17 protein-coding genes are annotated in these 19,186 nt (G+C 45.7%); all 17 read right to left on the bottom strand.

The genetic code is table 11. The features are described 5' to 3' along the window. Window positions 1-19: 19 nt before the first annotated feature. The 17 genes from RQP52_RS05030 to RQP52_RS04950 all read right to left on the bottom strand — a co-directional run bounded on the left by RQP52_RS05030 (window position 20) and on the right by RQP52_RS04950 (window position 19,149). Window positions 20-367: a hypothetical protein gene (locus tag RQP52_RS05030; protein WP_127456012.1), complete on the bottom strand. Its 348-nt coding sequence runs from the start codon at window positions 365-367 to the stop codon at window positions 20-22. Between the two features lie 99 nt (window positions 368-466). After that, complete coding sequence (locus RQP52_RS05025) at window positions 467-1,327, bottom strand: GNAT family N-acetyltransferase (RefSeq protein ID WP_315949840.1); 861 nt, start codon at window positions 1,325-1,327, stop codon at window positions 467-469. 40 nt (window positions 1,328-1,367) lie between these two features. Beyond that, window positions 1,368-1,976: a TetR/AcrR family transcriptional regulator gene (locus RQP52_RS05020; RefSeq protein WP_315949839.1), complete on the bottom strand. Its 609-nt coding sequence runs from the start codon at window positions 1,974-1,976 to the stop codon at window positions 1,368-1,370. Window positions 1,977-1,991: 15 nt separating this feature from the next. Beyond that, the gene (locus tag RQP52_RS05015; protein WP_315949837.1) at window positions 1,992-3,227 is read right to left on the bottom strand and encodes an aminopeptidase; all 1,236 of its coding nucleotides are present in this window, start codon (window positions 3,225-3,227) and stop codon (window positions 1,992-1,994) included. 102 nt (window positions 3,228-3,329) lie between these two features. Continuing rightward, a complete protein-coding gene (locus RQP52_RS05010) occupies window positions 3,330-4,238 on the bottom strand; it encodes an alpha/beta hydrolase (RefSeq protein ID WP_315949835.1) in 909 nt (302 codons plus the stop codon). A gap of 118 nt (window positions 4,239-4,356) precedes the next feature. Then, window positions 4,357-5,625, bottom strand: a complete 1,269-nt coding sequence (locus RQP52_RS05005) for an ATP-binding protein (protein ID WP_315949833.1) — start codon at window positions 5,623-5,625, stop codon at window positions 4,357-4,359. A gap of 14 nt (window positions 5,626-5,639) precedes the next feature. Then, entirely contained in the window at window positions 5,640-6,623 is a 984-nt protein-coding gene (locus RQP52_RS05000; protein ID WP_315949831.1) for an aldo/keto reductase, read from the bottom strand. Window positions 6,624-6,739: 116 nt separating this feature from the next. Then, on the bottom strand, window positions 6,740-6,940 hold the full coding sequence (locus RQP52_RS04995) for a CLC_0170 family protein (protein ID WP_315949829.1): 201 nt from the start codon (window positions 6,938-6,940) through the stop codon (window positions 6,740-6,742). A gap of 15 nt (window positions 6,941-6,955) precedes the next feature. Then, entirely contained in the window at window positions 6,956-8,179 is a 1,224-nt protein-coding gene (locus RQP52_RS04990; protein WP_315949827.1) for a Ger(x)C family spore germination protein, read from the bottom strand. Then, window positions 8,151-9,266 carry a GerAB/ArcD/ProY family transporter gene (locus RQP52_RS04985; protein WP_315949826.1) on the bottom strand — a complete coding sequence of 372 codons (1,116 nt, stop codon included), beginning with the start codon at window positions 9,264-9,266 and terminating at the stop codon, window positions 8,151-8,153. Before RQP52_RS04985 ends, RQP52_RS04990 begins: the two co-directional genes overlap by 29 nt. Next, window positions 9,214-10,929, bottom strand: a complete 1,716-nt coding sequence (locus tag RQP52_RS04980; RefSeq protein WP_394358146.1) for a spore germination protein — start codon at window positions 10,927-10,929, stop codon at window positions 9,214-9,216. The genes RQP52_RS04985 and RQP52_RS04980 overlap by 53 nt, the downstream gene beginning before the upstream one ends. Before the next feature lie 160 nt (window positions 10,930-11,089). Continuing rightward, window positions 11,090-12,070 carry a glycoside hydrolase family 43 protein gene (locus RQP52_RS04975; RefSeq protein ID WP_315949822.1) on the bottom strand — a complete coding sequence of 327 codons (981 nt, stop codon included), beginning with the start codon at window positions 12,068-12,070 and terminating at the stop codon, window positions 11,090-11,092. 123 nt (window positions 12,071-12,193) lie between these two features. Beyond that, window positions 12,194-12,934 (bottom strand): class I SAM-dependent methyltransferase, encoded by a 741-nt coding sequence (locus RQP52_RS04970; protein WP_315949821.1) that lies wholly within the window; start codon window positions 12,932-12,934, stop codon window positions 12,194-12,196. Window positions 12,935-13,271: 337 nt separating this feature from the next. Then, window positions 13,272-15,497 (bottom strand): hypothetical protein, encoded by a 2,226-nt coding sequence (locus tag RQP52_RS04965; RefSeq protein ID WP_315949819.1) that lies wholly within the window; start codon window positions 15,495-15,497, stop codon window positions 13,272-13,274. Between the two features lie 53 nt (window positions 15,498-15,550). Next, a complete protein-coding gene (locus RQP52_RS04960) occupies window positions 15,551-16,729 on the bottom strand; it encodes an ABC transporter permease (protein ID WP_315949818.1) in 1,179 nt (392 codons plus the stop codon). After that, entirely contained in the window at window positions 16,726-17,448 is a 723-nt protein-coding gene (locus RQP52_RS04955; protein ID WP_315949816.1) for an ABC transporter ATP-binding protein, read from the bottom strand. Before RQP52_RS04955 ends, RQP52_RS04960 begins: the two co-directional genes overlap by 4 nt. A gap of 30 nt (window positions 17,449-17,478) precedes the next feature. Then, on the bottom strand, window positions 17,479-19,149 hold the full coding sequence (locus RQP52_RS04950; RefSeq protein WP_315949814.1) for an efflux RND transporter periplasmic adaptor subunit: 1,671 nt from the start codon (window positions 19,147-19,149) through the stop codon (window positions 17,479-17,481). Between the last annotated feature and the right edge of the window lie 37 nt (window positions 19,150-19,186).

Below are 19,186 nucleotides of genomic sequence, written 5' to 3'. Positions count from 1 at the left end.
CAGACTGTCTCATCTTTCCTCAAAACTGATGGCCGCAAGATGAACAAAACTTCGTGTCGGCCACAACGACTTTACCACAAACGCATTCTTTCTCATTTCGCAGTTCAATGATTTTTTGATCCAATACGGCAATTTCTTGCTTAACCGCGTCGATGCCAAGACTGAATCTCTCGACAATCTCACCGGCACGGGCTATATCTCCCGACATATAAGCGGCATACACGGACTCTCCAATGAGATTATAAAATTTCTCTATCTCCTTCTCCTTGGAAGAAACTTGCGCTTTGAGCTTCGTCAGCTCAACGGTTTGCTGAGCTTTCTTCGCGGCATCCGTTGCACCTTGTTTGACTTTGTCAAAAAAAGACATGGGGTACCCCCTCCATTCATCGTTTTTTGCTCATAACGATTCATATGCGCCCCATGCCCAACTCATACGTCAGGTTCTCATGTTCCAAGCCAACAGATTTCAAATATGCCGCAGCATATGTACCTGCTCAACAAATGAGGTAAAGCCTAATCCGGCTAACAGCTCATTTAACCCCTCATTGGAATGTCTGATATTCATCGTTAATCGCGTACATGAAGAGGTCAGTGGTGCGAATACTTCCCTTAAAGCCGTTTTCAGAATCTCCGTTTCATCCTCGCGTCCTGGACATGCTTCACATTGATAAAGCACGAATGAGGTCAAGCTGCCATTCTCCGCATAAACTCGCTTGAATAGGGCATAGCCCACCACTTCCTCAGCAACGGTTACAAGTATGCTTTCGCCGCCTTTCATACTAGGCCATTGTGTCTGCCAGGCAGACATCGGCTTATTGAATGGCACAGCGTTAACTTCAACGGGATGTCCCTGACGTAAGCTATATTTTTCAGGGAATTTTGATTCCAGCAGGTTAACATGAAGTTCTCCCGTATGCTGCAAACAGACAAGCTGTTCGGTAATCTCATAACCGACTTTCTGGTAAAGATTAATCGCGGCTTCATTTTGGACAAGCGCTTCAAGCAAGGCAATGTCCACATCCTGCTCTTGATATAATTGCAAATTTCTAAGCATTAAGTGTTTTCCGAATCCCTTACCCCTGTAGTCAGGGATAATTCCGGTCCCGCCGTTCCACGCCACCTTTTTCCCTTCGATGGTGCGAAATCCGTTCATGACGAAACCGATCGCTTCCTCATTTTCATACAACACCAAAGAATGCTCCAAGGAGAGACCTTCATGAACGGTTCTAGCCATGAATTTGCTCATGTCCAGTGAACTGTTGAGATAGTACCCTTCGAAGCCCTTATTCCAAAGCGCAACCAGATCTTCGACTGACATTTCGCTCATTTTTTTGAAAACCATAACCTTCTCCTCCGGTTCAAAAGGATTACCCCATGATATAGCGGAACACCATACTTTCCATATCATCAATTGTGCGCTTATAGTCGGCTTCCTCGCCACTTAACATGTACTGCAGCGCAAGGCCATCCCGAATGGACCAGAATAACCGAGAAGCTGCCGCGCTATCCAAATCCGAGCGAAATTCGCCTGTTAGCTTGCCGCCATCCATGATGTCCTTAATGAACACTAAGGCTTTGTCCGCGTACTCATTCCATCGCTGCGTTAACTGGGGTTGGCGTGCCGCATACAGCATAAACTCCAAATGAAAGGCCATCCATTTGCGAAGTTCTGTCAGCGATTGGCTGCGAAACCGGTTGTACATGTAACGGATTTGATCCGCTGCGCTAGGCATGCTCTTGAAGGTCTCTGTAGAATTCTCCAGCATGGCATTCATTTTATCATCGGCCATCTGAATATACATTTCTTCTTTACTGGCAAAATAGCTGTAAATAGCGCCTTTGCTAATTCCCAAATGCCGCACGATATCATCCATTGTCGTAGCCTGGAAGCCTTTTTCCGTAAAGCAGTGGAGCGCTCCCTCAAGAATAACCGCCTTCTTCTCTTCCTTGTAGGCTTGCGTAACTTTCGGTGACATGCTGCTCCTCCGTTTCTACGAAATTACCCAGTCTCCATTGCGGAATACGGGCTCAACTTCGCCATTCATCTTAATCCCGTCGATGTCCATATCCGCTGAACCCATCATAAAATCTACATGCGTCAAGCTTTCGTTCAAGCCGCGTTTCAGCAGTTCTTCTCCGCTCATCGTCACGCCGTCTTTCAAGCAAAACGGGAATGCCCGACCGATGGCAAAATGGCAGGAGGCGTTCTCATCATACAAGGTATTATAGAAAATTAGATTCATATCCGAGATCGGCGAACGATGCGGAACTAGCGCAATTTCCCCCAGATAATGAGATCCTTCATCCATCTCAACGAGAGTTCGCAGCATCTCTTCGCCTTTTTCCGCTTCAAAATCAATGATTCTTCCCTCTTCAAAAGTCAGAGAGAAATTTTCGATAAGAACACCATTGTAGCTTAGCGGTTTCGTGCTTCTTACGGTACCATTTACACCGGTTCGCAAGGGAGATGTAAACACTTCTTCTGTCGGCATATTTGCAATAAAGGTATCACCTTGCTGATTATTGCTGCCGGCCGATACCCATAAGTGGTCCTGAGGCAATTCAACCGTAATGTCCGTACCTTCCGCGCAGTAATGCAGTGCCTTATATTGCTTCTGATTCAGCAAATCGGATTTGGTTAGTAATGTGCGGGCATGATTCCTCCATTCCTCGATCGGATCATCTTTCTCAACTCGAGTTGCTTGGAAGATAGCGCTCCATAGCGCATCTACCCGTTCCTCTGCCGGAAGTAGTGGGAAAACTTTATCCGCCCAAGCTGGTGTTGGCACAGCGACGATCGTCCAGCTGACTTTGTTCGTTAATCTTGCCATCGTTAATTCCTTGATTGCCGTGCTTGATGTTTTGCTGGCGGTTTGCAGTCGTTTGGGATCAATACCATTCATCAGATCCGGGTTATTGGCAGAAACATAGAGGAAAGCGGCATTTTGACTTGCTAATTCTTCATAACCTTTTGCTTGCCACATCGGGTATTCAAGCAGTGCTTCAAATGGCGCCAATTCATATTTCAAACGTGTAATTTCACTGTCAACCCACTCCACGTAGACAAGCTTTGCCCCTATTTCATAGGCGTGTTTGACTAATAAGCGTACAAAATCCACCGATACTAGAGGTGCGAAAATGACTAGTGTTTGTCCCGGCTGCACATTTACTCCCAGTTGTATAGCCAAAGACGCATATTTAACTAATTGATCATGGTGTTTAGTCATTGAAATCCTCCTCATCTATTCTCTCTCTTAAAATGACTACTCAGTCGTTTTTATTATCATTCCAAATCGTTTCAACTGTCAAGAACATTTATTAAAAAAATGTTAAGTCGACCGGATCGTATGAATCATCTGCTCTCGTGCTTGCCAGGCTTCCGGACAGGGAAATAACGGCCAGACGTGAAGCATAGACGGGTATTCATAATAATTGATGGGAATACCTTGCATGCCAGCGAGTTTACTGAATTTATTCGCGTCAGGATATAAGATATCATGTGTTCCGATATACACGCTGATCCTTCCCAAGTCGTGGAAGTTCCCGTAAATTGGGCTGACCAAATAGTGCTTCACACTTTCTTCGCCCGCATACCACTTGGCAATATCGTGCAGCGCCGGAGTAGCCGAGATCGGATCTTGTTTCTCGATCATTTTTATCATGGGATGGCTGAAGGTCATATCCAACAACGGGGAGATCAAAATGATATTCCCTGGCTGTTTAAATCCCTTCACCCGCAGGAATTGTGCCAATGCCAAGCTCATCCCGCCACCGGCAGAATCTCCCATCACCACGAGATCTCGTTCCTCCACATCCGCGTACACTTGGCGATACAGAGGGACGAGCATCTCAAAAACATCCTTGTGGCTATGCGCTGGCGCAAGTGGATACATCGGAACCGTGACCGTACAATGTAACGAATCAATTAAATACGCAATAAATTCCCAATGCAGCGAGGTGATTTTGAGCACATGGCCACCGCCGTGCAGATAGAAGATATGCTTGTTCCCAGCAGCTTGTTCCAGAGGTTTCACGACATAATAAGCATGACCATTTGCCTCATATTTGCGGCAATCATACTTTCTAAACATATTCTTAGGAGGTTCATAACTTTCTTTATTCTGCCTATTTTCTATTTCTCTTTGAAGGGCTTCGCCTGTCTTTTTCCAAATAGCATTAACTTGTATGAATCGTAATCCAGCTTTGATGAACCGACTTTTTATGCTTTCTTTTCCCATCCTGTCTGCCTCCTATGTCGTCTTGCGATCAACTATAACGGACAATGTTTAAGTGAATATAAACAAAAAAAGAGCTGCCAATGGCAAGCCCCTTAAGTAAGCTGTTATTCAACTTTTGTCAATATCCATGCGGAGCCGCTGGAAATGATATTTCAAATTCCGTCCCCTTGCCTACTTCGCTGGTAATATTTATTTTCCCCTTCATCGCTCGAATAAGACTGAATGAGACCATTGTACCCAGGCCCGTGCCTTTCTCTTTGGTGGAAAAATATGGCGTACCCAATCGGCTAATTTGTTCCTTTGTCATGCCAATCCCGTTATCACGTATCGTGATGATAATTTTATCGGTCTGCTCTTTTAGCCCTATTTCCAGAACACCACCGCTTTTGGACATCGCCTCAATGGCATTTTTCCCGATATTGATCAGCGATTGCCTCAGCTTATTCCGGTCCCCCTGGATAAACATTTGTCCATCCTGCAAGGTCACATCAATTTTGACATCGTTATAATTGGCAATCGTTAATAACACCTGAGAAATATATTGCACTTCATCCTTCATCAGGATTAATTCATCTTTCTCAGGTTCAGGCTTTGCGATGGCCAAGTAGTCACTAATGATGACTTGTGCCCGCTCTAATTCTTCCAGTGAGATTTGCTGATAAAATTGGAGTTTCGATGGGGCCAAATGAGGTACCCCCATGAGTTGAATAAACCCTCTCACAGCCGTGAGCGGATTTCTGATTTCATGGGCGACTGAAGCTGCCATCTCGCTGACAATTCTCATTTTCTCGCCATGGACTGCATCTTCCTGCATATGAATGTACTTCTGTTGAAACTCGATTAGATAAATATAGACGGCGATTACCACACTCTGCAGAATGTAGGTTTGAGAGGAGGAGATTAGGTTGGCAGTAAAAAGGTCCAGCTTACCGATGCTCGTCAAATAAATGAGAAAACTTACAATTTTAACAGCAACGCAAACGATAATGGCGGAAATTATTTTATGGGTTAAACGCATTTGTTGATATCTTTTTAGAAGCAAGACGATAAAAATAATTGTTGGAATAAAGGAAACGCAATAAATTAAATTATTTGGATTTCCGAGAACATATCGGACTACAATAATTGCCGCATACAGAAACATCGAAACATAAATCCCGCCGTACAGAGAGCCGACAATCAGCGGAATGGACCTAAAATCATAAACCAAACCATTTAAATTAACAGGTATGGACATCGCGAACCCAATAGCTACTGTGAAAAAAAAGCAAAGCCACAGCCGGTACTTCATGCTATGACTTTGTGATTTGTACAAATAGGGATAAACAACAAGCGGAGAGAAAATCAAGAAGATATTTAAGATAAAGTCTTTAAAAAAATCAATCATAGAAACATCATCTACTAATAAGGCCCCCGAATGTAGTCTTTCACCCTGTCCTCATAAAAAGTTTGAAGTCGCGCCCATTCTTCCCCGGAAAATGATGGGGTCTGCGAAGTACCGAGGTTATCTGCGACTTGGCGTTCGTTTTTGAAGCCCGGAATCACACAGGTAATATTCGGATTGTCCAAAATCCAGCGCATAGAAGCTTGCGCCATGTTGCCGCGGCCTTCTGCGATCCATGCCAGTTCCCTTGCCAGCTCCACTCCCTTGGTAAAAGGAAGCCCGGCAAACGTCTCGCCAACGTTGAACTGCGCGCCATCCGCATTGAAATTCCGGTGATCATCCGCAGCAAATGTGCTCGTTTCAGTGAATTTCCCGGTCAGCAGACCGCTGGCTAACGGAAGTCTGACAAGAATCCCTACCCCCGCGGCTTTCGCTTGCGGAAATAAAGTTTCGGCCGGTTTTTGCCGGAACAGATTATAAATCACTTGCAGCGCCTTGACACCAGGCTTACTCAGTGCGAACAAACCTTCTTCTACCGTCTCGACGCTAACGCCGTAATGACGAATTTTACCTTCCGCTTTGAGCTTGTCGAGCACTTCGAAAACGTGACCATCCTTCAAAATGGCTAGCGGTGGACAATGAATTTGATAGAGATCGATCCGTTCGCGATTCAATCTTTTCAAGCTATCTTCGCAATATTGGCGAACCGTTTCCTCTGAATACGTTTTTGAATCATAAATATCTCCTGCACGGCAAAACTTTGTTGCTATGTAAATGTCATCTTCTTTTCCTCTAGTTGCTTTGGCCAGCAGTTCTTCCGCATGCCCCGATCCATAAACATCCGCTGTATCAAAAAAGTTAACCCCTGCTTCCATAGCCAAGTGCAAGCCCTTAATGGCTTCATCATCGTTAGATAGTCCCCAGCTCCCACCGATGGCCCATGTACCGAAGCTAACCTCACTAATGCTAAGTTCCGTATCACCTAGTTGACGGTATTTCATTCCTATTTCCCCCTCCTCGTAATTGCGGCTTTTGTACAAAGTTCAGCATGTCTATATTCTCCATATATCTCTTGTTTCCCTCTTTTGAAGAATAACACCAAGACGGCTATGCACGCTTATTTCCAGAACCATTTTTCATAAACTAGGTAGCCTACGTAGGAAAGAATCCCTAGGGATATATTGAACCATCCGGTAAAAAGAGCCCCTTTTTTCTCCCTCTGCAAGTTTGCTTTGGTATAAATTTTCACATCAAAAACTAAGACGAGCAGTCCGGAGATCAGCAGCAGCAAAACCGTGTAATTATTAAAGGTGATCATGGGCCGAATCCTTCCTTACTTCGTTTTCGTTCCAATTCGTCTAATCTTAACGTGCATCGAGACATCTACGGCCATCTCTTTATATTTGCTCTCCCATTTTTCCTTGGTTTTAATTTCCTTGTTCCAATATGCCGGCTGCGTTGCACGTACATATTCCCCAAAGCCGAAAATGTCACTGCCATCTTCCTGTGTCTGCTGGATGAAATCTTTGAATCCCTCCGCGGCGTCTTTTTGAATTTTCTCTTCCAGCTTGATCAAATTATTTCTCGTCACGAGTACCTTCTCATCCGATTTTTCCGTTAAATCCCCTTCGACTTGGCATCTAATGGTCGCAAACACTTTCCCATTTTTGATTGTTGTTGTTATTTTTGATTTCCGATGTGTAGTTTTGAAAATAACGTTTGTATGAGAGCCCGGCATTTCCTGAAGGATACTGTAACCGCCGGGGTTTAATTGCTTTATGGCCATATAGTGGCCAATTTGCAAAGCTGTTGAGGTGCCCACCATTTTGTCATTTTTAAAATAAGCCATTCCGGCAAGTTCGATATTCGATTCCTTCTTTAACTCCAAGTAAGGAACCGTCCCTTCTTGACCTTTCGCCGAACTGGCACTGAAAAAAACACCTAAGAAAATGTTGGGCAGCTTGCCCATTTCTCTAGCATGCTCCAAAGTGGCAAGCAAATATAAAGACGGTACGCGCTCCAATTGCGGAGTAGCATTCATAATGTCTGCTGCGGCTCCTTTGGAAACAACCATCCAGACTGTTCTTCGAACTTGAGGCTGACGGCGAAAGAAATCATTCACGTTCTCAATCCCTCTTTTGGCAACCGCTTCCGACAGCACAATGACTCTTAAATGGCCATAGAACAACCGATCCGCGAGCTGCTGCTGTAAGTTCATTAACCCATCTTCAATGGTGTATCCTACGCTGGTCAAGACCCAAACTGGTTTTTGAGAAGCTGGCCCCCCTGTGTCGCCTCCTGTCCCGAGTGGAATGCGACCTGGTACGGCAATTTGAACGGTGATACGAATGAGTCCCTTTTTTGAGGATTCCTGATTAAGAATATGTGTTGCATTGCTAGTTTCTTTCTCATCTCCCGGCTTTGCTTCATCGATGCCAATGGCTAAGACAACCGCACGATCTTCGATTTCAAGGCGATCCCAGCAGCCTGTAAGCAAAGGGGTCATCAACACGAAAACAAGAATCTGTTTAATCAGATTTTGCCACAAGTTGATCACCCCGACTTTTTTTCTTACGAATCAACGCCACTATAAATAAGACAAGTGGATACACCACCGTGATGATTAATCCCCAGCGGCCGACAACTTGAATGATTTCATACATCTGCAGCAAATTTTGAGGAAACATAGCCATCACATAAATAAAAGGAACTAGAAAGAAGGTGAACATCTTGTGATCCTTGAGTCGCAAGAGCTGAGTGATAAAAAAAATGGCTAAGTAATATGTAGACAGTAATGTCGTAAATACCGCCGTCACCCATACAGCAAGAAAAGCCCCATCTAAACGCTCCAGTATGTTCGCAGGCAGTGAAGTTGTTTTGGCTAATTCCAAGGTTGGCCACACTAACTTTTTAATTTCCTCCGATCCAAAGACGCCAACCGTTGCAATGACAATAAGTACATATAAAGCCCCTGAAATGGCCATCCCGACATAGCCGGCAATCATGGCCTTCTCCGGTCTACGCATCGCAGGTATGACAATGGTCATGACGAAAGAGCCTTGAAATAGGGCTGCCATCGTGAGAATGCCACCAGACATGCCGCTTGGTTGATTCCCCCATAAAGGAAGCAAATTGACTAAATGCGCGTTCTTAAGCGATAGCACAACAATTAATAATCCAGGAAATACAATGACCGGAAAATAAAAATGATGGAAATAAGTAAACGTGGTAATATCTGCGCGTGAGGAAACAGCGGCTAGCAGCAGCATGACGATCACCGTCACTTCAAGCGGAGTTTTCATCAAAACGGACGTTACGACGACTTCACCAAATTCCCGAGCTGCCAGTGCTGTAATTAGAGCAAAGAAAGCAATGATTAATACACTGAATACGCCTGCCGTCCATTTGCCGATTAAATCCTTACTGTATTCAATAATCGATTGATCAGGAAATCGCATTCCGAGCTTTGTTAGAAGCCAAAGACCTACTAATCCAAGCATTAAGCCTAGAAAAGTAACTAGCGGTGCCCCGGAATCAGCTGCGCGAACAGCAAAGAGTGAGAGAGCAAGCACCCCCACTCCAATAATCGTGCTAATCAGTATGATCGCGGCTTGAATCACTGTTATCTGGCGAGGATGCTCCATAGGTTACGTTCCTCCTATCTCCAACCTTCAATGGATCTAACGTATTATTTGGTGCTTTGCCACTCATGTCTTTCGTTAATTTACTTAGACGAGTGTCATTAGGGGTATGTAAAAGCCCAGGTCTTTTGGGCATCGACCATAGGGGCAATCGTGCCAGTGTATCTTTCATCCCCTGGAAATTTCCAGGCACAATCGGGCTCAGGTACGGAACGCCGAATGAACGTAAGGAGAGCATATGGTTCGCGATCAAAATTAATCCGATCATCACGCCATACAGACCGAAAATTCCTGACAAAATAACAAGCGGGAATCGCAACAATCTAAGAGCTAGCGCTGCATTATAGGCCGGTGTTGCAAAAGAACCGATCGTCGTTAATGCAATGATAACAACCGTAATCGGTGAAATAAATCCTGCCGCAACTGCCGCTTGTCCAACGACAAGCACGCCAACGATGGAAAGGGCTCCACCAACTTGTTGCGGTAGCCGCAGCGTCGCTTCCCTCAGAACTTCCATGGAGATTTCCATGATTAACACTTCAATGACCGACGGGAATGGCACCCCTGCTCTTCCCCCTGTCACCGCGACGGCGAACTCCGTTGGAATAAGCTCCGGATTAAACGAGATCAGAGCTACATACAACGATGGAAAAATCAGCGAGAATACAAGCGCAACGAGGCGAGATAGACGTATGAAACTGACCAAGAGATACCGTTCCGAGTAATCCTCCACCGTTTGGTAAAATTGGCTGAAAACCGTTGGTAAAATAAGAGCAAACGGTGATCCGTCTACCAGGAGAATCACCCTGCCTTCCAGCAGATTGGCGACAGCCTTATCGGGCCGTTCTGTGTTTTGAATCTGCGGAAATGGCGAGACGTGATTATCCTCGATAAATTGCTCCAAATAACCTGCATCAAGAACGCCATCAATATCAATCAACGATAGACGCCTGAATACCTCTTTCACGAGTTCAGGGTTCACAATGCCATTAATATAACAAAGAGCTACCTTGGATTTCGTAACTCGCCCAATCCGTATGGTTTTTATCCGGAAATCCGGTGTCGGGAGCCGATAGCGGAGAAGCGCCAAGTTGGTGCCCATTATTTCTATAAAACCTTCCCGGGCTCCCCTGATCACCTGCTCGGTTTCCGGCTGCGAGATGGAACGCTTGTCAACTTGGCGGGTGCTGAAAACAAAAGCATCCACCAGACCGTCAACCAGAATGACGGTTTTCCCTTCGACGATGGCTTGGATGATCTCATCCAGCTCGGTTTCCGTTCTGCCTTCACAGGAATACAACGTATCGTTCAACAGATAATCTCTCATTGAACGGTTATCATCCTTTGGATATTCCTTCGAGGTCGTACGCATTAAAGGCTTTAATATATGGTCGTTCAAATGTTGTTTATCAATTAAATCAGCGAAATATAAAGCTGCTGCCGCATGCTCGTCACATATACAAAAACGGCGCATAATAAAATCGTCATTGTCGCCAAGTATACCCTGAACGAAATCCAAGGAATCATCGAGTTTTTGGCTAACGGTAGCTTCTGCATATTTCTCCAAAATTTGATGCGCTGGCGTTTCGATCCGTGGAATCTTTGAAGGCTGTTGACTTTGGGATCCTGGTCTTGTCCGACGTCTATACCACTGCCAAATCGTCATCCGAATACGCCCCCTGTACATCTCATTAGATGATTGCAGCTTTCTCTCTCCATTGATTTCCTTCCATGTATTTTTATCCAAAATCGGGATTCTATGCATGAAAAAACTGCCCCCTCAAGTCTTACAAGACCGTAGGAAGCAGTTCTATAGGAATAATTGTTTATTTATATGGGTCTATCGTTTGAATTGTACCATCCGCGTTATACGTTAATTCCGTATATTTGACGCAGCGTTTATGGTTAACTCCGTCTGATAGGGAGCAATCATGATAAAATAAGTACCATTTATCCTCGAATTGAACAATGGAATGATGCGTTGTCCATCCGATTACCGGCGTCAGGATCGTGCCTTTGAACACATACGGCCCTTGAGGATGTTCGCTCATTGCATAAACAAGACAATGTGTAGTCCCCGTTGAATAGGACAGATAGTAATATCCATTGTATTTATGAACCCATGGACCCTCGAAATATCGTCTGTCCTCGTCGCCTGCTAGAATGGGATTGCCTTCTTCATCCACAATCTTGATTTCTTGCGGCTCGTCCGTGAAAGTGAGCATATCATCACTTAGAACAGCCACTCTTGGCCCCAAGGCTGGTTCATGCTCTGCCGGCCCCTTAGCATCAGGAAGGAATGTACCTGTCTGCCATTTCTCCAGCTGGCCGCCCCATAATCCGCCAAAATAAATATAAGCTTTGTTGTCTTCGTCGATGAACACGGCAGGATCAATACTGTAGCTGCCTGGGATACAATTTTCCTGAGCCGTAAAAGGACCTGCAGGCGTTGAGCTTGTAGCGACACCAAGTCTGAAAATGTTCTCTTTGTCCCGAGCCGGGAAAAAGAGATAGTACGTATCGTTCTTGTATGCTGCGTCTGGCGCCCATAATTGCTGCTTCGCCCAAGGAATATCTCTCAGGTGCAAAGCTTCGCCATGGTCGACACAAGGTGAATTAAAATCGTCCATGGAGAGAATATGATAATCTTCCATCGCATATTGGTCGCCATTGTCATTAGACGGTCCATCGTGATCTAGGTCATGGGAAGGATAAATATAAATTTTACCTTCGAATACGTGGGCAGATGGATCAGCCGTGTAAATATGCGTAACTAAAGGTTCCTTAGGTTGTGCAGGCTTGTTCATGTCCATTTTCTCCTCGTTAAACTTAGTTTGTTTAATGTATAAACTTACATCTTTCATTATAACCAAGTTAGCCTAACAATCAAGAAAATTATATGGCTGGGCATGAAAAGACTCGAAATGGGCTTATTGGGTGCGTTTTGCTGCTGCAATCAAAAGAAAAATTGGACGCCGGGTTTCATCTTTCATCTCCGGATACTTGTCCAATGCTTCTTGCGTTGGTTGAGGCTCGGACAGCTTCATGATGTTGAATCCAGCCTCGACCAACGCATTCATATAGGTGGCAACCGTTCGATGATACTTCACGACGTCTGTTTCCAGAAATCTTGCCTGTCTTAGTCCCTCGTCCTGATAGTTATCAACTGGCCAATGCAGGCGTTCGCCTTGAGGACCATAATACCAATCTTGTTCAGCACGCGATGTGAAAATCGGATGCTCGACGGAGAGGATGAAGCTTCCCCCTTCTGCGAGGCAATGATGAACCTTTTGACAAAGAGCGTCGAAATGTTCCACATAATGAATGGCAAGTGACGAAATCACCACATCAAATTGGCCTGCCGGAAAATCGATGTCTTCAATCGCGAGACGGCGATATGTGATGGCTTCATCCTCTGTTAGTTCTTGAGCGCGCTCCAACATTTTCTCGGAAAGATCCACGCCTACAACGTAGCGAGCTCCATTCTCGCGTGCATATCGGCAATGCCAGCCATATCCGCAGCCAAGATCTAGCACGGACTTGCCTGAAAGATCGGGCAGCAGCGCGCGAAGTGCAGGCCACTCCCCTGCCGCATCCAGCCCGCCTGTCGAGCGTGCCATTTGGCTGTATTTTTCAAAAAAACTGTGATCATCATATTTGTTTTGTTTCATAACTTTTTGATGGCTCCTGTCGTCTTCATATTTTTTTCACACTATTAGCCTAATATATAAAAACCAATCATTTCAAGTATGATTGGTTTTCGGTCTTCTCTTTGAACTGCCCCATAGCAAGAGGCCCGAGAATCTCCGTGTCTACGACGAACATCTTCTTGTTTTTAACAGCAGAAAGGGAGTTCCAAACCAGCTATTTTAGGATCGGCGAAATTCCTGTTATTGCCGCTGTGAGGCACCGTAACAGATCGCAAAACAGCAAGTGGGCTGCAAGTGGCTCAATCATAAGTAAAAAGCCTGACAGGTCTATGACCCATCAGGCTACGTACTGCAACTTTTAGTGGAATTGCTTAATCAGACGTTTAGCTGTCCCGTTAGGGGTATTAATAACTTCGTACATATTGACGACGACACCTGAGTCTACTTGCTCATTTTTAAGTCCAGTAACAACAATTTTTTGCTTACCGCTCGTCAGTTTGCCAGTTCCCACTAGTGAGGACGTTTGAGTTCCTACGATTCGGCCAAGCGAATCTACCATGTCGAATTCAATGGTCGAGAAGTTCGAGTCAATGATGACTTGATCCTCATGCGTGATATCAAGATCAAGGTTTAGTTGATAAGAATAAGAACCGCCGCTGTACAGCCAACTGATTGACTCATCATTCACCTTCAATGAGAACGGATAAAGATCAATTGTGTCGCCTTCGTCCTCTTTCTGTAGAGCAACTTGATATGTTCCGAGTGAAACTTTGCCTTCGGACACTGACTTATCATCATAGATATTCAGCGCAAAGGCTTCATCATCCGCTGTTTTGCGATTCGGAAGCAGATAGGAATAGCTGACCACATAAGAGCTGCCCGGCGTAAGCTGCGTGGTGACAGAGCTTTGGCGTGTGCCCGTGTACGAATTGCCGCTGCTATCCAACAGCTCATTTTGAAGCTCTGGCAAGGCAATCGTGTTCGAGCCGTTATTTGTGATTTTGTATTTGGCGATGGCAGTTTTGTAGCCAAGGTCATCGTTTTCGTGAGCATGCAGCTCGACAAGCGAAACATCCACATTTTTGTTCACGATGGCATTATCCGTTAAAGTCAGCTTATTGCCAATCGAGTAGCTTGCAGCTGTCGTAAAGCCATTTTTGGCTTCGCTCGCACCTTTCAGCAGGAACACCGCTACAGGCATCTGCCCTGTAGTTCCGCTACCCGCAGATGCTGTTGCCGAATTGGACGTCTCGTTCGTTCCAGCCGTAGTTGACGTTGTGTCTCCGTTTGCACTATTAGTGCTATTAGTGCTGTTAGAGCTACTAGTGCTGTTAGCACTGCCCGTACTGCTACCATTGCCTGCGCTCGTCGTGCCCGATGTCTTCTCCCAGAGGACAAGCTGAGCCGCATTCGGATCAGAGCCGGACGGCAAAATCGCATTAAAGTAAAAGGTCGTTGTTTCTTTCGGAGCTAAAAATGCTGAGCGAGCCGTATTATCCGCTGCCGACAAAGCCGTGCCGGAATCTCCAACTTGGTAAGTCGCAATGAAGGATGGAATGGCCGCTGACGCTTCACCGTCATTACTTAACGTAACAACCGTTTGCACATGAACGCCGTCAGCTTGCGTCGAGTACTGGGATGTACTCGCTTGGACTGTCATCTGTTCTCCGTCTTGTTGTCCACTATACACCTGTTTCGTATTTAGCGCTGTTGTTTGGAGGGAGGCATTCAGGCTCATGTTCCCCAGCGTCACATCTTCGCTTTGATTCAAGTAATAAAATTCCAAAGATGCACCAGACATTGCCATTTGTTTAGAGATAGGCGTTTTTAACGTTAAGGTATCGGATTCACTTGGAAGGAACGTTGTACTAGATCCATTTGCATAGGTAGAAGCGTATTTCAATCCATTGGCATCTACTAACCTGAATTGAAGAGCCGCAGGCAGTTTAACGCTGCTGGAACCGAGATTTTTTGCAGAAACTTGTGTATACAGATACCATTTCCCATTCTCGGAAACCCGAACGCTCTGCCCTAATTGGAAAGCTAGTGAAGCATCATTGGCTAACGTACTGTCCAGTGTACGAAGATTAATAATCTCTTCCGGCACGGTCACTTGACCCTCTCCAAGCTCAGAACTTACAGGCAGTTGACCCAGAAGTTTCATGAAATCTGCCTGCCCTGCATCCCAACGGAAGACATCGATCTTAAGCTGATCAGCAGTTTCACCTTCCGCCAAATTAGCGTAGAAACGGAAGCTCGTATCCTGTCCGGGAAGAACGCTGGCGCTCTTCTTTTCACTCAATTTAGCTGTAAAACTATGCCCAGACGTATCGGTGACGCGCACGCCATATTGATTGAAGTCGATTGCATTTTGGTCCCCATTATGTAAGGAAACCGCGAACTGTAGCGATGAGGACGAGAGCGCAGCTTGGCTGATCGTAAAATAAGAGGCAGAAGTAATATAAACGGCTTCCCCTGCTGCTTGAGCCATCCCTGTGGGTAAGGAGGCAGCGGCTAGGCTGCCAGTCAATAACAAGGCTAAGGTCGTATGTTTCAAAGAAAGAGTTGTTAATTTGCGAATCATGATGTTTACCTCCCGTAGCTTATAATAGTCAAGAAATCATTCAGCATTATGAATTAATCGTAACGAAGAGCATCGATTGGCTTTAATTTGGACGCTTTATTGGCCGGGTACAATCCGAAAATAACACCGACTAATGCTGAGAATAAGAATGCGTAAAGGCCTACGTTAATGGAAAGACTTGTCGCCTGACTCGGATTGATATAGGGCCAAGCGAGCGACAACGCTACCCCAACAACAAGGCCGATAAAGCCGCCCATTCCGCTGATTAACGTAGCTTCCACCAGGAACTGCAAGAGAATATTCCGGCGTTTGGCCCCGATGGATTTACGAATCCCAATCTCTCGCGTTCGTTCACTAACGGTTACAAGCATGATATTCATAATTCCGATACCGCCAACCAGCAAGGATATCGCAGCTACAGCAACTAATTGATTCGTTAGCGTGCTTGACGCCGTTTGTTTGGCGCTGATCAATTCGGATGAGTTAAAAATGTTATAACCCGACGTACTCTTGAATTTGCTCGACAAATATCTCTCAAGAACAGCCTGCACCCTGCTAACGTCGTCCCCACTTGCTGCTTCTACATACGTAGAGCGAATAGAGCCTAGTTTAAAATCTCTGCTCATTGTAGGCAACGGCACAATAACAGCACTGTCTAGCGACGTTCCACTCGTGTTGGAACCTTTGCTTTTCAAAACACCGATAATTGTGTACATATAGCCGTTGACATTGATCTCCTCATTCAAAGGATCATCCTTGCCAAAAAATTTCGTCGCCACTTCACTTCCTATGACTGCCACATGATTGCGATAGTCCAAATCCGCTTCGGCTAAGAAACGCCCGCTGCCCATTTCTCCTTTTTGCATACTCAGATAACGGTCGTTCGTACCAATCACGTTGTACGTTTCTGTCGTGCGGTCATACTTGATGCTCGTGCTGTTTCTAGTCATCGTCGGGGCAATCCCGCTAATTCCCGCAGTGCCTTCGAGCTCCATGATCTCCTCATACTTCAGTTGCGTAGCGCGGCCATTGCCAAGCAGATTCACCGTAAGCAGGTTCGTTCCTAGTCCTTCATATTGCTTCTCAATCGATTTGGAGGTTCCCTGTCCGATTGATACCAGCGTAATAACGGAGCTAACCCCAATAATAACGCCAAGCATAGTCAGAACCGTTCTGAGCGGGTTGGAACGAACCGTGGCCATCGCCATTTGAAAAAGCTCCCAAGGTCTCATCTCGTCACCGCCTCCTCCACCTTCGGAATCGGCAACGGCTGATTGCGAACATCCTTGATGATTTCGCCGTCTCGAAGCGTCACAACTCGTTTGGCATGATCGGCAATATGATTGTCATGCGTAATCAGTACGATCGTGTTGCCCTGCTGATTGAGCTCCTGAATTAACTCCAGTACTTCAATCCCTGTTTTGGAGTCCAATGCTCCGGTCGGTTCATCAGCCAATATTAACGATGGTGAAATGGCCAGCGCTCTGGCAATCGCCACCCTTTGCTGCTGTCCGCCGGAAAGCTCACTTGGCTTGTGATGTCCGCGTTGACCCATCCCTAACTTTTCTAGCATACGCTGGGCTTGGTCTCGGCGTTGTTTCGCAGGAATACCGGCATAAATCATCGGCAATTCCACATTTTCGATAGCGGATAGCCGGGGCAGCAGATTGAATTGTTGAAAAATAAAACCGATTTTCCGATTTCTGAGCTCGGCTAAGCCATTGTCGGACATTTTTACCGTAGAAACGCCATCGAGCGAGTATGTCCCTGAAGTTGGTATATCCAGCAATCCGATCGTATTCATTAGCGTGGATTTCCCTGATCCGCTGGGACCGATAATAGCAACGAAATCACTTTTGGCAATGTGCAGGGTAATTCCCTTTAGAATTTGCAATTCTTCTTCTCCACGTGCATAGCTTTTGGTGACTCCCGTTAATTCAATGATATTCATACGACTGGCTCCTTTCCTCGAAGCTGCCCATTACTGGCGCGCTCCTCCTCCGCCTTGACCTTGGAAGCCACCGCCTCCACCTTCGCCTCTTTGGAAACCAGCGGGAGGACCGCCTTCGCCGCCAGGGAAACCGCCTTGCTGGTTAGTTGTCGTCGTAGCTCGTCGTGTCGGCATCACAACTTCATCGCCCTCTGCCAAACCGCTCAAGACTTCAACTTGTGTTTTACTGCGTATACCCGTTTTAATTTCATGCTGTTCTTCGACAGTTCCATCTGCTTTCTTCAAAGAAACGGTGGATTTGCCCTTCGTCGTCGTAATTGCTTGAATAGGGACTACGAGAATGTCCTTTTTATCTTGAATGTAAATTTCAGCCGTTGCCGTCATCGCGTATTTGAGTACGCTATCTGGATTCGGGATGGAGACAACGGCATCGTAGGTGGTTACTCCGTTGGTTGTCGTACCGACATTGGACACGGATGTCACTTCACCTTCAAAAGATTTACCCGAAATCGCGTCCACTTTCACGACAGCTTTCTGACCGACCTTCACACTCGTTAAATCCAGCTCATCCACAGCAATGGGCAGCTGCATCGTACTTAAACTCGCTACCGCACCAAGCGTGGTATTGGCTGTGATTTGTGCGCCCACCGGATAGTTGCGAAGCACATTGCTTTTGCTATTCGCAAAGTCTGCCGAGAACACACCGTCGAATGGCGCTGTGATTGTCAATTGATTCACCTTTTGCTGTGCATCGTCCACTTTAATTTTCTGGCTGTCGATCGCCGCTTGCTTACTGATGATGTTTTGTTGAAGATCATCGTTAAATAACGTTGCGATGAGATCACCTTGTTTCACAGTGTCTCCGTCTTTGAATTTCAAGCTTTTAACAGTGCCGCTAGCTTCCGAAAAAATAGGCGTTGTGCGCACATAATCTAAGGCGACAAGTTCCGTTGATTCAATTTTGCTATCGCCGCTTCCAATACTGCCTTTCACTTTCATGCCCGCGGAAAGTGTCCCGTCATTCGTAACCAATACCTCTACGTCAACAATCTTATTGCCGTTCGTATCAGCTTTCATTTCATGAGATACGGTTGATACCGTCCCAATTTTTGACAATAAATATCCATCTACCGTCAACTCGACGTTTTCCCCTTGCTGCAGTTGAACAGCTTCCTGCAGAGGGAATGCAAGTTTGACCTTAAACTGTGAAGTATCCGAAATCGTACCGATCTTCGTCGTTTTACTCACTTGACTACCCACATCCAAATTGGAAGCCAATGTAAGCTTTCCGCTCATGGAGGCGGAGATACTCATATGGTTTTGCTCACCTTGCAGCTCAGAGAGTTCCTTTTCCAGCTGCTGCTGAGTGACCTGCGCTTCTTTCAGATTTGTTTCTGTGGAAGGGACAGACAACTCTACAAGTACGTCGCCTTTCTTTACCGCCTGATTCTGGGTCAAATTCATTGTTTTAATAATTGCGTCTACGGGAATTACGATATTTTGCTTATCTTTAGCATCCAGCTGAGAGGTTCCCGATATAGATGAAGATATGGCTCCTTTGGTTACCTTCATTGCCGATTGCTGCCCCGTAGCGGCTGCTACAGGCTTCGATTTGTTGTGTATGTAGTAATAAGTTCCAGCTCCACATAACAACGCAGCCACAACGACAATGATCCATTTTTTCTTCCGATTCAAGTTCATTGTTGATTTCCCCTCTCCCATGTACCAAGACCACGAT

Source organism: Paenibacillus violae (assembly GCF_032461945.1).
GTDB lineage: Bacteria > Bacillota > Bacilli > Paenibacillales > NBRC-103111 > Paenibacillus_E > Paenibacillus_E violae.
The sequence above is the reverse complement of the archived record's forward strand: the minus strand, read 5'-3'. Positions and strand labels throughout refer to the sequence as shown.

Bases quoted from the DNA above. Each gene is read 5' to 3' on its own strand.
- RQP52_RS04950 (WP_315949814.1), bottom strand. From the start codon at position 19,149: ATGAACTTGAATCGGAAGAAAAAATGGATCATTGTCGTTGTGGCTGCG.
- RQP52_RS05015 (WP_315949837.1), bottom strand. From the start codon at position 3,227: ATGACTAAACACCATGATCAATTAGTTAAATATGCGTCTTTGGCTATA.
- RQP52_RS04995 (WP_315949829.1), bottom strand. From the start codon at position 6,940: ATGATCACCTTTAATAATTACACGGTTTTGCTGCTGCTGATCTCCGGA.
- RQP52_RS04955 (WP_315949816.1), bottom strand. From the start codon at position 17,448: ATGAATATCATTGAATTAACGGGAGTCACCAAAAGCTATGCACGTGGA.
- RQP52_RS04975 (WP_315949822.1), bottom strand. From the start codon at position 12,070: ATGAACAAGCCTGCACAACCTAAGGAACCTTTAGTTACGCATATTTAC.
- RQP52_RS04985 (WP_315949826.1), bottom strand. From the start codon at position 9,266: ATGGAGCATCCTCGCCAGATAACAGTGATTCAAGCCGCGATCATACTG.
- RQP52_RS05025 (WP_315949840.1), bottom strand. From the start codon at position 1,327: ATGAGCGAAATGTCAGTCGAAGATCTGGTTGCGCTTTGGAATAAGGGC.
- RQP52_RS04980 (WP_394358146.1), bottom strand. From the start codon at position 10,929: ATGACGATTTGGCAGTGGTATAGACGTCGGACAAGACCAGGATCCCAA.
- RQP52_RS05000 (WP_315949831.1), bottom strand. From the start codon at position 6,623: ATGAAATACCGTCAACTAGGTGATACGGAACTTAGCATTAGTGAGGTT.
- RQP52_RS04960 (WP_315949818.1), bottom strand. From the start codon at position 16,729: ATGAGACCTTGGGAGCTTTTTCAAATGGCGATGGCCACGGTTCGTTCC.
- RQP52_RS04970 (WP_315949821.1), bottom strand. From the start codon at position 12,934: ATGAAACAAAACAAATATGATGATCACAGTTTTTTTGAAAAATACAGC.
- RQP52_RS04965 (WP_315949819.1), bottom strand. From the start codon at position 15,497: ATGATTCGCAAATTAACAACTCTTTCTTTGAAACATACGACCTTAGCC.
- RQP52_RS05010 (WP_315949835.1), bottom strand. From the start codon at position 4,238: ATGGGAAAAGAAAGCATAAAAAGTCGGTTCATCAAAGCTGGATTACGA.
- RQP52_RS05030 (WP_127456012.1), bottom strand. From the start codon at position 367: ATGTCTTTTTTTGACAAAGTCAAACAAGGTGCAACGGATGCCGCGAAG.
- RQP52_RS05020 (WP_315949839.1), bottom strand. From the start codon at position 1,976: ATGTCACCGAAAGTTACGCAAGCCTACAAGGAAGAGAAGAAGGCGGTT.
- RQP52_RS05005 (WP_315949833.1), bottom strand. From the start codon at position 5,625: ATGATTGATTTTTTTAAAGACTTTATCTTAAATATCTTCTTGATTTTC.